Below are 14,222 nucleotides of genomic sequence, written 5' to 3'. Positions count from 1 at the left end.
GACCGACGGCGTGATGGACTGGTTCACCGATCTGTTCGGACAGGCGCAGCAGGCGCTGTTCGAGAGCGTCATTCAACCGATCGTGTTCAACCTCGGCTACGGCAACCTGCTCGAGGACGCGTTCGACGCGACCGGCTGGCTGCTGGTCGGCCTGATCCAGATCGTCGTGATGCTGGCGGTGATCGGCTCGCTGCAGCGCTGGCGTCCGGCCGAGGCCGTCACCGACCGCCACGCGATCCGCGTCGACATCGTCTACACGCTGATCCAGCGCCTGGGGCTGTTCCGGCTGGTCATGTTCTTCTCGCTGGAGCCGCTGTTCGACGGCGCCGTCGGCGAGATGCGCATGCACGGCATCCCGACCTTCCAGCTCGACGCGCTGTGGCCCGGCGTCACCGACGTGGCCTGGGTCAGCTTCGTGATCTACCTGGTCGCCTTCGACCTGCTGATGTACTGGCTGCATCGCGCGCAGCATTCGTGGAACTGGTGGTGGGCGCTGCACTCGCTGCACCACAGCCAGCGCCAGATGACGATGTGGAGCGACAGCCGCAACCACCTGCTCGACGACCTGATCATCGACAGCGCGGTCGCCATCACGGCGCGGCTGATCGGTGTCGGTCCCGGACAGTTCGTCGCGCTGGTGGCGATCTCGCAGCTGCTCGAGAACCTGCAGCACGCGAACCTGCGCCTGACCTTCGGCCTGATCGGCGAGCGGCTGCTGGTGAGTCCGCGCTTCCACCGGCTGCACCACTCGATCGGCATCGGCCATGAGAACTTCGGCCGCGGCACGCTGGGCGGCCACAACTTCGCGGTGATGTTCCCGATCTGGGACGTGCTGTTCCGCACCGCCAACTTCGAGGACCGCTGGGACCCGACCGGCGTGCGCGACCAGTTGCCGGAAGAGGGCGGCCGCGACTACGGCCGCGGCTTCTGGGCGCAGCAGTGGCTGGGGCTCAAGCGGCTCGCCGGACGTGACAAGATCGCGGCCGCGCCCGGGAACGGATCGACCCCGTCCGGCGGCGCGCCCATGGACATCGCCGGCCGCGCGCCGGCCGGAGGGAACGACTGATGATCAAGCCGATGAGCCGCCTCGCGGACTCGTTCTGGCGCGCGGCCGCGTACTGCCTGCATCCGCGGGTGATCGGCCTGTCGCTGCTGCCGCTGATCGTGTCGGCGGCGCTGGCCTTCGGCCTGGGCTACTTCTTCTGGGAAGCCGCGGTCGCCGGCGTGCGCGCCACGATGGAATCGTGGAGCCTCATCGACGGGATGCTGAAGTGGCTGGACAGCCTGGGCGCCTCGTCGTTCCGCACCGTGCTCGCGCCCATCATCGTGCTGGCGATGGCCGTGCCGGCGCTGGTCGTGCTGAGCCTGCTGCTGGTGGCGCTGCTGATGACGCCGTCGATGGTGGACCTGGTCGCGCAGCGGCGCTTCGCCGGGCTGGAGCGCAAGCGCGGCGCGGGTTTCGTCGCCAGCCTGAGCTGGTCGCTGGGCCACACGGTGCTGTGCGTCGTGCTGCTGATCGCCTCGCTGCCGTTCTGGCTGATCCCGCCGCTGGCGCTGATCCTGCCGCCGCTGATCTGGGGCTGGCTGGGATATCGCGTCTTCACCTTCGACGTGCTGGCCGAACACGCGTCCGGCCCCGAGCGCCGCCGCCTGATCGGCGAGCATCGGATGCCGCTGCTGGTGCTCGGCCTGGCGACCGGGTATCTCGGTGCCGCACCTGCCGCGATCTGGGCGCTGGGCGCGCTGACGATCGCCTTCGCGCCGGTGCTCATCCTGGTCTCGGTGTGGCTGTACACGCTGGTCTTCGCGTTCAGCTCGTTGTGGTTCGCGCATTACGCGTTGGCCGCGCTGCAGGAGATGCGCCGCGCCGACACCGCCGCCGACCGCGCGCCCGATCCGGTGATGGATGCGCTGCCGGCGAACTACGCGACCGCGCCGCCTCGCATCGTCGATGACGTCGAGGAGGTCGACGACAGGCAAGACCCGGCACCCGCGCCGGCCCCGCGCATCGAGAACAAGCCCTCGCCGCTCTGAGCCCGCGCCCACGCTGATTGCCACTCCCACGTTTCCGCAGGAACCCCGCATGAACATCGGCCTCTTCATCATCGGCGACGAGATCCTGTCCGGGAAGCGCCAGGACAAGCACCTGTCCAAGGTGATCGAGCTGTTGAGCGCCCGCGGGCTGTCGCTCGCCTGGGCCAAGTACCTCGGGGACGACCGCGAGCACCTGATCCGCGAGTACCGCGCGGCCTTTGAGGGCGGCGACCTGTTCTTCAGCTGCGGCGGCATCGGCGCGACGCCGGACGACCACACGCGACAGGCTGCGGCCGCCGCGCTCGGTCGGCCGCTCGAGTTGCACCCCGAAGCCGCCGACCTGATCTGGCAGCGCGTCCAGCAGATGGCCGCCGAGCAGGGCACGACCCCCGAGCGCGACCACCCCGACACGCGGCGCCGCATGGAGATGGGCGTGTTCCCGCAGGGCGCCTCGATCATCCCCAACCCGTACAACAAGATCCCCGGCTTCTCCGTCGGTCGTGCCTACTTCGTCCCCGGCTTCCCGGTGATGGCGCATCCGATGATCGAGTGGGTCCTGGACCACCTGCACGCGGACCTGCATCGCGAGGTCGGCACGCGCGAGCGCTCGCTCATCGTGCAGGGCGCGATGGAGGCCAGCCTCACCCCGCTGATGGAACGCATCGAGTCCGACTTCCCCGGCATCAAGGTCTTCTCGCTGCCCAGCGTCGACCATCCGCAGTGGGGCCGGCACATCGAACTGGGCGTCAAGGGCGACGCCGCCGCGATGGACGCCGCCTACGCCGCCCTGCGCGCGGGCGTTGTCCAGTTTGGTGCCTCGATAAGCACTGAATTGGTGCGATGATGCACCGCTTCGGGTAGTCTGCCCGGACGATGCCGCGCGTGGCCTGACAGCGCTTCTCTCTGATCGACCGACGTCGCCCCCGTCTGGCGCGTTGGGCATCAAGGGCTTGCGCGTCATGCACCGCTCTGGCGCCTGTCTGTCACCGTGCCGCCATCTGTTGGCATGCAAACTGCTAAATCGTCCGCGCTGGGCCGATGCCCCACGACTCTTTCTTTCTCATCCAGCCCCCTCTAGGAGTGATTGATGGCCACCAAGACCGTCGCCGACGTGATGCACCTGGTCAAGGAGCATGAAGTCAAGTTCGTTGACTTCCGCTTCACCGACACGCGCGGCAAGGAGCAGCACGTGACCGTGCCCGTCTCCCATTTCGACGAAGACAAGTTCAAGGAAGGCCACGCCTTCGACGGCTCCTCGATCGCCGGCTGGAAGGGCATCGAAGCCTCGGACATGCTGCTGATGCCGGATCCGAACACGGCCAACATCGACCCGTTCTTCGAAGAGCCGACGCTGATCCTGAGCTGCGACGTCATCGACCCGACCGACGGCAAGGCCTATGAGCGCGACCCGCGCTCGCTGGCCCGTCGCGCCGAGGCCTACCTGAAGTCCTCCGGCCTGGGCGACACCGCCTACTTCGGTCCGGAACCCGAGTTCTTCATCTTCGACAGCGTCCGCTGGAACGTCGACATGTCCGGCTCGTTCGTCAAGATCGAATCGGAAGAAGCCGCCTGGAACACCGGCAAGGACTACGAGCACGGCAACAGCGGCTACCGCCCCACCGTCAAGGGCGGCTACTTCCCGGTGCCCCCGGTCGACAGCGGCCAGGACATGCGCTCGGAGATGTGCCTGATCCTGGAACAGATGGGCATCCCCGTCGAAGTCCACCACCATGAAGTGGCCAACGCCGGCCAGATGGAGATCGGCACCAAGTTCAGCTCGCTGGTCCAGCGCGCCGACTGGCTGCAGCTGCAGAAGTACATCATCCAGAACGTCGCGCACGCCTACGGCAAGACCGCCACCTTCATGCCGAAGCCCATCGTCGGCGACAACGGCTCGGGCATGCACGTGCACCAGTCGGTCTGGAAGGACGGCAAGAACCTGTTCGCCGGTGACGGCTACGCCGGCCTGAGCGACTTCGCGCTGTACTACATCGGCGGCATCATCAAGCACGCCCGCGCGCTGAACGCCATCACCAACCCGGGCACGAACTCGTACAAGCGTCTGGTGCCCGGCTTCGAAGCTCCGGTGAAGCTGGCCTACTCGGCCAAGAACCGCTCGGCCTCGATCCGCATCCCGTACGTGGCCAACCCCAAGGGCCGCCGCATCGAGGCGCGTTTCCCGGATCCCTCGGCCAACCCGTACCTGGCCTTCGCCGCGCTGCTGATGGCCGGTCTGGACGGCGTGGAGAACAAGATCCATCCGGGCGAAGCCGCCACGAAGGACCTGTACCACCTGCCGCCGGAAGAAGACGCGAAGATCCCGACCGTCTGCCACTCGCTGGACCAGGCGCTGGAGTACCTGGACAAGGACCGCGCGTTCCTGACCAAGGGCGGCGTGTTCACCGACAGCTTCATCGATGCCTACATCGAACTGAAGATGCAGGAAGTCCAGCGCTTCCGCATGACCACCCACCCGGTCGAGTTCGACATGTACTACTCGCTGTGATCGTCCGCGCGGAGGGCGCCATGACCGCTTCGGCACGGCCCGCTCCGCACGTTCGAGAACTCGCACAGGGACGGCTTGCGCCGTCCCTTTTCTTTTGCAGTCCCTGGAGCGCCGTGTCGGACCTTCCACACTCGAACACCTCGCAACAGCGCATGGGCGCACGCGCTCGACCGGGGGTGACCGATTGCGTCACAATGCCCGACGACTCTGGTCAGTTAGAAGCAGGGAATGCAGATGACGCTGCAGAAGAAGCGGGTGGGACCTTCGTGGTGGGCGACGATGCTGGCCGCCATGCTGGGCATGGTGGCCGGGCAGGCCTGGGCGCAGGGCGTGGTGTATCGCTGCCCCGGTCCGCCGGTGCTGTACACCGACGCGATGACGGCCAAGGAAGCCGCCGACAAGGGCTGCCGCAGCATCGAGGGCGCGCCGATCTCCGTGATCGCGCCGAGCAAGCCGCGTGCGCCGACGGCCACGGCTTCGGGCTCCGGTGCGGGCTCCGGTGCGGGAGGCCAGAGTGGTGACCTCAAGGTGGATGTCAAGGACCAGCGCGTCCGCGACGACGACCGCCGCCGCATCCTCGAGCAGGAACTGCGCGACGCGGAAGGCAAGCTCGCCAAGATCCAGCAGGAATACAACAACGGCCAGCCCGAGCGCCGCGGCGACGAGCGCAACTTCCAGAAGTACCTGGACCGCACGACCGAGCTCAAGGCGTCCGTGTCGCGCCAGGAAGCCGACGTCCAGGCCATCAAGCGCGAGCTCGCCAAGCTGCCGCCGCCCAACCTCTGACCGAGGGCTGGCGGGCCGGGCCGCCGTGGTGTCGCGTGTCGATGGCGACGAGAGCGACACCCCATGAAGACACCCGCCCCTGTGCCCCACGACGCGCAGAGTGCGCACAACGCGCACAACGCGCAGTACGCCTGCTTCGACCTGCTCGCGACCCTGGTCGCCGTGGTCCGCGCCGACGGCACCTGCGAGTTCGCCAACACCGCCGTCGAGACGCTGTTCAACCTGCCGCGCCGCGCGGTGCAGGGCAGCAACCTGCTCGAATGGTTCCTCGACACCGGCCGCGTGGTCGAGGCGCTCGAAGAGGTGAGCCGCAACGCGTTCTCGAGCTCACGCTTCGACGCGACCATCCGCCGCGGTCCGCGCACGCATGACGACCTGCTGCCGGTGCATGTGATCGTCAGCCAGACCGATGATCCGCAGCGCCTGGTGATCGAGCTGATCGAGAACGCGCAGCAGACGCGCCAGGACCGCGAGGAACGCAACCTCGACCAGGTCCACGCAACCAAGGAACTGACGCGCAACCTGGCGCACGAGATCAAGAATCCGCTGGGCGGCATCCGCGGCGCGGCGCAACTGCTGGCGCTGGAGCTGGAGCCCACGGACCTGTGGCCGGAACTCGAGGAATACACCGAGGTCATCATCCACGAAGCCGACCGGCTGCAGTCGCTGGTGGACCGGCTGCTGGCGCCGCACCGGCGCGCCCAGGTGGTGGGCGACGTCAACATCCACGAGGTCTGCGAGCGGGTGCGTTCCCTGGTGCTGGCGCAGTATCCGCGCGGCCTTACGATGGTCCGCGACTACGACATCTCGCTGCCCGACTTCCGCGGCGACCGCGAGCAGTTGATCCAGGCGGTGCTCAACATCGTCCAGAACGCGGCGCAGGTGCTGCACGAGCGCATCGACGCGGGCGATGCCGTCATCGCGCTGCGCACACGCGTGGCCCGGCAGGTGACCATCGGCAAGCAGCGCTGGCGCTTGGCATTGGAATTGCATATCGAAGACAACGGCCCGGGCGTGCCCGAAGAGATCAAGGACCGCATCTTCTTTCCGCTGGTTTCAGGGAGGGATGGCGGCTCCGGTCTCGGGCTGACGCTGGCGCAGACGATCGCCCAACAGCACCAAGGGATGATCGATTGCGACAGCCAGCCGGGTCGGACCGATTTCCGAATCACCCTGCCTTTGCCTTGAGCCGCGGCCACAAGCCGACAACGAGGGAAAGGGGAGCCATAGATGAAGTCGATCTGGATTGTTGACGACGACCATTCCATCCGTTTCGTTCTCGAGAAGGCGTTGACGCGCGAGGGGCTGCCGGTGCGCAGCTTCAGCCAGACCCGCGAGGTGCTGGCGGCGCTGGAGGAGGACACGCCGCAGGTGCTGGTGTCGGACATCCGCATGCCGGGCGGCTCGGGCCTGGAGTTGCTGAGCACGATCAAGAAGCAGCTGCCGGGGCTGCCGGTGATCATCATGACGGCCTACTCGGACCTGGACAGCGCGGTGAGCGCGTTCCAGGGCGGGGCCTTCGAATACCTGCCCAAGCCCTTCGACCTGCCGCGTGCGGTGGAGCTGATCCGGCGCGCGCAGGAAGAGAGCCAGCGCGAGGCGGTCGGCGCGGCCGAGACGGTGCAGATGCCCGAGATGCTGGGCCAGGCGCCGGCGATGCAGGACGTGTTCCGCGCGATCGGCCGGCTGAGCCAGAGCCACGTGACGGTGCTGATCACCGGCGAGTCCGGTTCGGGCAAGGAGCTGGTGGCGCGGGCGCTGCACAAGCACAGCCCGCGCGCGGAGGGGCCGTTCGTCGCGATCAACACGGCGGCGATCCCGAAGGACCTGCTGGAGTCGGAGCTGTTCGGCCATGAGCGCGGCGCGTTCACCGGCGCGCAGGCGACGCGGCGCGGCCGCTTCGAGCAGGCCGAGGGCGGCACGTTGTTCCTCGACGAGATCGGCGACATGCCGCTGGACCTGCAGACGCGCCTGCTGCGCGTGCTGTCGGACGGCCAGTTCTATCGCGTCGGCGGTCACAGCCCGCAGAAGGCGAATGTGCGGGTGGTCGCGGCGACGCACCAGAACCTCGAGACGCTGGTCAAGGAAGGCCGCTTCCGCGAGGACCTGTTCCATCGCCTGAACGTGATCCGGCTGCGCCTGCCGCCGCTGCGTGAGCGTCGCGAGGACGTGCCGCTGCTGGCGCGCTACTTCCTGCAGCGCAGCGCGGGCGAGCTTGGCGGGGAACCGAAGCGTTTGTCGGAAGCGGCATTGCAGCGTCTGGTGAATTTCGACTTCCCGGGCAACGTGCGGCAGCTGGAGAACATCTGCCATTGGCTGAGCGTGATGGCGCCCAGCCTGGTGGTCGAGGCCAAGGACCTGCCGCAGGAGCTGCTGACGCAGCCGGGCGCGCATGCCTCGGTGATCTCCGCGACGATGTCGTCCGAGGTCATGCCGCTGGCGAGCGGGCTGACGAGTTCCGCGTCGTCGACCTCGATGCCGTTGCCGGCGGTGGCGATTCCGCCGTCGCCGGACGCGTGGGTGGCCGAGATGGCGCGCGAGGCCAGACGCCTGCTCGCGGCCGGCGAGCCCAACGTGTGGGACGTGCTGACGCGCCGCTTCGAGGCCAGCCTGATCCTGACCGCGCTGGACCTCACACGCGGCCGCCGCATCGAAGCCGCGCAGAAGCTCGGCATCGGCCGCAACACGATCACGCGGAAGATCCAGGAGCTCAACCTGGATGCATGACGCGTCGCGCTCCGCGTGACTCGACGACGACGGCGGCCTTGGCCGCCGTTTTCATTGGCGCGATCGCTTGTCGAGCCACACGCCCAGGCCCTGGGCGTTCAGCTCCACATCCATCGCCAGCAGCGCGGCCACGCGCGTCGGCGGCATGCGATCGCCGCAGTGTTCGATCGCGCGGCGCTGGTACAGCGCGAGCAGCTCGCGCTTGAGCGTGACGTGGCGATCCGGCGCGTCTTTCAACCGCAGCGCGATCGCCTCCATCTCATCGATCTGCGCCACCAGCAGCGCCGCGAGGCGCTCGACATCCGCCGCGTCACGACCCACGACGCTGTAATGCGTCAGGTACATCCGCGACGGCCGCGTCGCCATCATCCGTGCGATGGAAGCGCGCAGCGCGTCCGGCTCGAACTGCACCGGCGTGCTCGTCGGCATGATCCACGCGCCGCGCTCGGGATCATCGAACTCGCGGTACGACAGCCCGAAGGTGTCGCCGGTGAACCAGCCGCCGCTGGTCTCGTCCCACACGCAGTGGTGATGGCGCGCGTGCCCCGGCGTGTCGATCAGCCGCAGCACGCGGCCGCCCACGGTGACCCGCTGCTCGTCGCTGCTCGCCTGCGCACGCGACTCCGGCACGCCCATCAGCTCGCCGTACGAGCGGCGCATCTCCGCCTCGCCGTAGACCGCGAGCGCACCGGCCCACAGCGCCGACGGATCCACCATGTGCCGCAGTCCGCGCGGATGCACCAGCAGCGTCGCGGACGGCAGCTCCGCCATCAGCGGACCGACACCGCCGGCATGGTCCAGGTGCACATGCGTCGGGATCACCCAGTCCACCGCGTCGCGCGGCACGCCGAGCGCTTCCAGCGCGCCGAGCAGCCGCGGCAGCGCCAGCCGCGTCCCCGTGTCGATGAAGGCCGCGCGCCCTTCGTCGACGATCAGGAATGCCGCGTCGAAGTGGTCGCGCTGGAAGGCCGTGTCGATGGCGAAAACGCCGGGGGCCAGCGGTTCCAGATACGTCGGCAGCGATGCCGGGGCCGGGGGCAGGGCGGTGGTGGCGCTCACGGGCGGTCTCCGTCTCGGGTTCTTAGAATGACGCAACCGTACAAGGAAACTGCCATGGCCGTTCGAGAAATCCTGAAGATGGGCGACCCGCGCCTGTTGCGCCACGCCAAGCCGGTGGAGGACTTCGACACGCCGGAACTCAAGCAGCTGCTCGAGGACATGTTCGACACGATGAAGGCCGCCAACGGCGCCGGCCTGGCCGCGCCGCAGATCGGCGTGGACCTGCAGGTCGTCGTGTTCGGTTTCCAGCGCAACGAGCGCTATCCCGACGCGCCGCCGGTGCCGATGACGGTGCTGATCAACCCGACCATCGAATCGCTGTCCGACGAGACCGAGGAGGGTTGGGAAGGCTGTCTGTCGGTGCCCGGCCTGCGCGGGGTCGTGCCGCGGCTGAGCCGCATCCGCTATCGCGGCTTCGACGCCTTCGGCGCCCTGATCGACCGCGAGGCCGAGGGCTTCCACGCCCGCGTCGTGCAGCACGAATGCGATCACCTGGTCGGCATGCTGTATCCGATGCGGATCAAGGATTTCAGCCGCTTCGGCTTCACCGAGATCCTGTTTCCGGGCCTGGACCCGAACACGGACGATTGAGGCCCGGGCGCGCCGGGTGCCGGAGCGTGGGGGCGCCCCGACGATCGGACGCGCACGCGCAGGGGCATACGCCGTCCGCTTGACCTCCAAGCAACAGGGCGTCAAGTTGTAAGCAGGCGTGCACCGAGCCGTCGCTGCGGCGTTAAGAAACGATCGCGGAACTCCGCGTCCCGCATTCCTCCGGATGCCGGTGGAGGCAAAAGGCCATGACTGACTCGATGACCCGCTCGAAGACTCGTTCGTTGGACCCTGCGCCGGGGCGCGGGTCGCTGGCCCGCTGGTGGATGGCGACCTCGCTGGTGCTGATCGCGCTGGTCGCGTTGCTGGCCCATGGCCCGGCGCTCGCGGACGCGCCGTCGCGCGCGGGACGGGTGGCGGACTTGACCGGCTCCCTCTGGCTGTACGACGCCGAAGAGCGCGAATGGGTGCAGATGCACCGCAACCAGAGCGTGGGCGAGGGCGATCGACTGCGCGCCGACGACGGCAGCGGCGCGACGGTCACCATCGGCTCGTCCACGCTGTGGATCGACCAGCGCAGCGAGATCGAATTCAACGCGCTGGCCGACAACCGCATCGCGGTACAGATCGTGAAGGGCGCGGTGGGCCTGCGGGTGCGCGGCCAGGAGTCGGCCGACGAATGGACGGTGCGCACGCTGGAAGGCCGCTTCGGTTTCGAGCGCGAGGGCCTGTACCGCGTGACGCAGCTGGATCGCGGCAGCGAGGCGCAGGCCTGGCAGGGCAAGCTGCGTTTCGACTCGCGCGCGACCGACGCGCAGCCGGTCTGGCTGGGCACGAACGAACAGGCCGAGTTCTGGTGGGACAACGGCCCGCGCACCGAGCGCCAACCGCTGGAGCAGGATGGTTTCGCGCGACTGATCCTGGAAGACAGCCGCGATGCGGTGCAGCCCATGGTCGGCAGCGGCACCAGCGTGCCCTACGTGTCGCCGGAGATGACCGGCGCTGAAGACCTGGCGCGTTACGGCGCCTGGGAACAAAGCTCCGATTACGGCGCCGTGTGGGTGCCGCAGGTGGTCGTCGCCGACTGGGCGCCGTACCGCTACGGCCGCTGGATGTGGAGCGCGCGCTGGGGCTACACCTGGGTGGACGACATGCCCTGGGGCTTCGCGCCCTTCCATTACGGCCGCTGGGCCTATTACCGCGAGCGCTGGTGCTGGGTGCCGGGGCCGTATGTGCGTCGTCCCGCTTATGCGCCGGCGCTGGTCGGCGGCGTCGGGCCGGGGATCTCGATCGGCGTGGGCGTCGTCGTGGGCGGCGGCCGCCGTCCGCCCCCGCCGCGCTACGGCAGCTGGGTGCCGCTGGCGCCGCGCGAGGCCTGGACCCCGGGCTTCCGCTACAGCCAGGCCTACTGGCGCCGCGTGAACCCGGATGCGAATCCGGCCACCGTGGTGCGACCGGGACAACGTCCGCCGGTCTACCGGAACGAGCGTGACCATGGCGCGCTGTACACGCAGCGGCCGGTGTCGACGCCGCTGCCGGCGACCGCGCTGCAGCCGCAGCGTTCGTGGCCGCCGCGTCCGATCGGGCAGGCCGACGGCCGTCCGGATGGCCGTCCTGACGGCCGCAACGACGGGCGCAACGACGGACGTGGGTTCGTGGACCGCAATCACGATGGCCGGCCGGATGGTCCCAATGACGGGCGCAACGGCGGGCGGAATGACGGACGCAACGATGGCCGCAACGACGGTCGCAATGAAGGGCGTCCCTTCATGGACCGCAACGGCGACGGCCGGCCGGATGCGCCGAATGAAACGCGCCCTGGCGAGAGCCGCCCGGTCCGCGGTGTGATCCGGCCCGAGCCCGACAACGCGACGGTGCGGCCGCAGGTGCCGCAAGGGCAGCAGGGCCCGCCCACGCCGTTGCCACAGCGCGGCCCCGACGTGCAGCGCCCGTCGGAGCGTCGCGAGGGTGATCGCAACGAATGGCGCCATCGCGGTCCCGATCGTGTGGAGCAGCCGCGCTTCGAGCAGCCTCAACAACCGCGCGCCGAGCAGCCGCGCTTCGAGCAACCCCGGGGAGAGCAGCCTCGTTTCGAGCGTCCGCAGCAGCCGCAACCGCAACCGCAACCGCGCTTCGAGCCGCCCCGCGCGGAGCAACCACGCGTCGAGGCGCCGCGTCCGATGCCGCAGCCGCGCGTCGAGTCCCCTCGCCCCGCGCCGGCACCGCGTGCGGAGCCGCCTCGTGCCGCCGAGCCGCCGCGAGCGGCCGACCCACCGCGCCGCAGCGACGGCCCCGGCCGCCAGATGGAGCGTTGAAGCGTTGAAGGAACATCGAGGGGCGCGAGCCCCTCGGCCCGCTCAATCGATCCTGTACGACACGCCGGTGACGAACAGCGTGTCGTTCTTCTTCAGGCCGTCGCCGGGATTGCTGTCGTAGCGGTGCTGGATGGTGGCCGTGAGGCTGAACCGTTGCGTCATCGCGACCGAGATGCCGCCGTCGAAGGTGGCGCGGTACTCGCCGCTGTTGCGCAGGTCGGGCAGGTAGGCCAATCGCTGCTTGAGCGTCGTGTTGTCCGAGATCTTGTGATTCGACTCCTCGGCGAACAGCAGTTCCGTGTTGCTGTACTTGCTGCGCAGGACGCCGTCCTGGAGCGCCGGGACGACGTAGCGTTCCTGCGTGAAGCCCAGACCGGTGGACACGTCCCAGGTGACGTCGTCCCGCTTGATCACGTGATAACCGGCACCGGCGCCGACGGAGTAGCGGGACGACAGGTTGGCGGGCTCATCCTTGAGCGCGTCGAACTGGCCGAAGCCGAACACGCGTTCGGTGACGTCGCGCTGATAGCGCGTGCCGAAGGCGTAGCGCTGCTCGGAGTCCGCATCGTCGTTCTTCACGTAGAGCGCACGGCCGTTGAACGTCAGCTTGTCGATCTTGGTGGCCTTGACGACGTCGCCGCTGAGGTTGACCGTCGTCGAGTCACTGTTGCCCGACGAGACGCTCGCTCCGGCGGTGAACAGGGCGCGCCACTGGCCGTCGTCCTTGACGGTGACCTGCGCGAAGCTGGCGAGCGGAATGGCGGCGAGGCAGGTGGCGGCGGCGAGGCGGGGAAGGAGGCGCGTCGGCGGCATGTCGAATCCTTTGGGGAGAGTGAACATGCGCCTGCCTTGGCAACCTCCGATCCCAGCTGTGTTTCCGTCTGTGACTGCTGCGTCAGACCACGGCGGGCAAGACCGACCCCACGCAGGCCCCGAAGCCGATGGCTCGGCGCCCCTGCGCCTCGCAGCGACCGACCAGCGCGACGCTGTCGCCATCCTGCAGGAATGTGCGCTGCTCGCCATTGGGCAGCGTGATGGCCTGCTTGCCGCCGTGGGTCAACTCCAGCAGCGAGCCGCCCTGGCCCGCCTCAGGTCCGGACATCGTGCCCGACCCGAACAGGTCGCCCGGTTGCAGGTTGCAGCCGTTGCTCGCGTGGTGCGTGAGCATCTGCGCGACGGTCCAGTACGCGTCCGCGAAGTCCGACGCCATCAGCTTGGCCGGGGCGTCGCCCGCATCGCGCATCGCGCGGGTCTGCAGGTGGACCTCCAGACGGATGGAGATCGCGCCGCGATCGCGGTTCGTCTCGCTATCCAGATACGGCAGCGGCTGCGGATCGCCGTCGGGGCGCGTGAACGCGCGGCGGAAGGGCGCGAGCGCCTCCATCGTGATGACCCACGGCGACAGCGTCGTCGCGAAGCTCTTCGACAGGAACGGGCCCAGCGGCTGGTATTCCCAGGCCTGGATGTCGCGGGCCGACCAGTCGTTCAGCAGGACGAGGCCGAAGAGGTGGCGCTCCGCATCGCCGATGGCGATCGGACGGCCTTGCTCGTTGCCGGTGCCGACGAGGGCGCCGACCTCCAGCTCGTAATCGAGCCGCTTGATCGGGCCGACGCTCGGCAGGTCCGCATCGGGCGCCTTGGTCTGTCCGACGGGACGGCGGAAGCTCTGCCCGCTCACGCCGATGGACGACACGCGCCCGTGGTACCCGATGGGCACCCACTTGTAGTTCGGCAGCAGCGGGTTGTCCGGGCGGAACAGCTTGCCCACCGTCGTCGCGTGATGGATGCCGGCGTAGAAGTCGGTGTAGTCGCCGATGCGGCAGGGCAGCGTCATCTCGACGTCGGTCATCGGCTTGAGCGCCGGAGCGAGTTGCTCCGAGGTCTTCGGTCCCGCGTCCGCGTTCAACGCGGCGACGAGTTCATGCCGAAGTTGCCGACGCAGATCAGGGCCCATCGCCATCAGCGGGTTGAGGCCGAGGCCCTCGCAGGTGCGCAGCACCGCGCCGAGCCCATCGGACAGCGCGCCCAGATCGGCGGCGGCGATCAGGTCCAGCACCTGGTCGCCGATCGCCGTGCCGGGCCGGAACGAGCCGGTCGCGCCGGCCATGCGGAACATGCCCAGCGGCAGGTTCTGGATCGGGAAGTCGGTGTCCGGCGTGTTGGCGGATGCGAGCCAGCTGCGCAGCGCGGGGTCGTGGGTGTGGTCGATGTCGGTCATGGGGAAGCCTTTCGAATTCTGTTGAGGT

Annotated in this window: 12 protein-coding genes; 9 read left to right on the top strand and 3 right to left on the bottom strand. The window is 68.8% G+C overall.

The annotated features are described in order from the left end of the window. The first annotated feature begins 13 nt into the window (after positions 1-13). The 7 genes from VF536_RS06020 (at position 14) to ntrC (ending at position 8,053) form a co-directional block, all read left to right on the top strand. Entirely contained in the window at positions 14-1,066 is a 1,053-nt protein-coding gene (locus tag VF536_RS06020) for a sterol desaturase family protein (protein ID WP_331613906.1), read from the top strand. After that, complete coding sequence (locus VF536_RS06015) at positions 1,066-2,034, top strand: EI24 domain-containing protein (RefSeq protein WP_331613905.1); 969 nt, start codon at positions 1,066-1,068, stop codon at positions 2,032-2,034. The genes VF536_RS06020 and VF536_RS06015 overlap by 1 nt, the downstream gene beginning before the upstream one ends. A gap of 49 nt (positions 2,035-2,083) precedes the next feature. Then, on the top strand, positions 2,084-2,878 hold the full coding sequence (locus VF536_RS06010; protein ID WP_331613904.1) for a competence/damage-inducible protein A: 795 nt from the start codon (positions 2,084-2,086) through the stop codon (positions 2,876-2,878). A gap of 243 nt (positions 2,879-3,121) precedes the next feature. Continuing rightward, on the top strand, positions 3,122-4,540 hold the full coding sequence (gene glnA, locus VF536_RS06005; protein WP_331613903.1) for a type I glutamate--ammonia ligase: 1,419 nt from the start codon (positions 3,122-3,124) through the stop codon (positions 4,538-4,540). Positions 4,541-4,768: 228 nt separating this feature from the next. Then, on the top strand, positions 4,769-5,326 hold the full coding sequence (locus tag VF536_RS06000; protein ID WP_331613902.1) for a hypothetical protein: 558 nt from the start codon (positions 4,769-4,771) through the stop codon (positions 5,324-5,326). Between the two features lie 63 nt (positions 5,327-5,389). Next, positions 5,390-6,514, top strand: a complete 1,125-nt coding sequence (gene glnL / locus VF536_RS05995; protein WP_331613901.1) for a nitrogen regulation protein NR(II) — start codon at positions 5,390-5,392, stop codon at positions 6,512-6,514. Between the two features lie 42 nt (positions 6,515-6,556). Further along, entirely contained in the window at positions 6,557-8,053 is a 1,497-nt protein-coding gene (gene ntrC / locus VF536_RS05990; protein ID WP_331613900.1) for a nitrogen regulation protein NR(I), read from the top strand. Between the two features lie 51 nt (positions 8,054-8,104). Here ntrC and VF536_RS05985 read toward each other — a convergent pair whose 3' ends face one another. Beyond that, a complete protein-coding gene (locus VF536_RS05985; protein WP_331613899.1) occupies positions 8,105-9,112 on the bottom strand; it encodes an MBL fold metallo-hydrolase in 1,008 nt (335 codons plus the stop codon). Positions 9,113-9,166: 54 nt separating this feature from the next. Between VF536_RS05985 and def the strand changes: the two genes are divergently transcribed. Together def and VF536_RS05975 are read left to right on the top strand one after the other, a co-directional pair. After that, the gene (def, locus tag VF536_RS05980; protein ID WP_331613898.1) at positions 9,167-9,703 is read left to right on the top strand and encodes a peptide deformylase; all 537 of its coding nucleotides are present in this window, start codon (positions 9,167-9,169) and stop codon (positions 9,701-9,703) included. 206 nt (positions 9,704-9,909) lie between these two features. Next, positions 9,910-11,976 carry a DUF6600 domain-containing protein gene (locus VF536_RS05975; protein WP_331613897.1) on the top strand — a complete coding sequence of 689 codons (2,067 nt, stop codon included), beginning with the start codon at positions 9,910-9,912 and terminating at the stop codon, positions 11,974-11,976. Positions 11,977-12,018: 42 nt separating this feature from the next. Here the strand turns inward: VF536_RS05975 and VF536_RS05970 are convergent, their stop codons facing one another. Then, on the bottom strand, positions 12,019-12,789 hold the full coding sequence (locus VF536_RS05970) for a DUF481 domain-containing protein (protein WP_331613896.1): 771 nt from the start codon (positions 12,787-12,789) through the stop codon (positions 12,019-12,021). Positions 12,790-12,871: 82 nt separating this feature from the next. Further along, entirely contained in the window at positions 12,872-14,194 is a 1,323-nt protein-coding gene (gene fahA / locus VF536_RS05965) for a fumarylacetoacetase (RefSeq protein WP_331613895.1), read from the bottom strand. Positions 14,195-14,222: the final 28 nt, after the last annotated feature.

Origin of the sequence: Roseateles sp., from assembly GCF_036486225.1 — a bacterium.
GTDB lineage: Bacteria > Pseudomonadota > Gammaproteobacteria > Burkholderiales > Burkholderiaceae_C > Roseateles.
The sequence above is the reverse complement of the archived record's forward strand: the minus strand, read 5'-3'. Positions and strand labels throughout refer to the sequence as shown.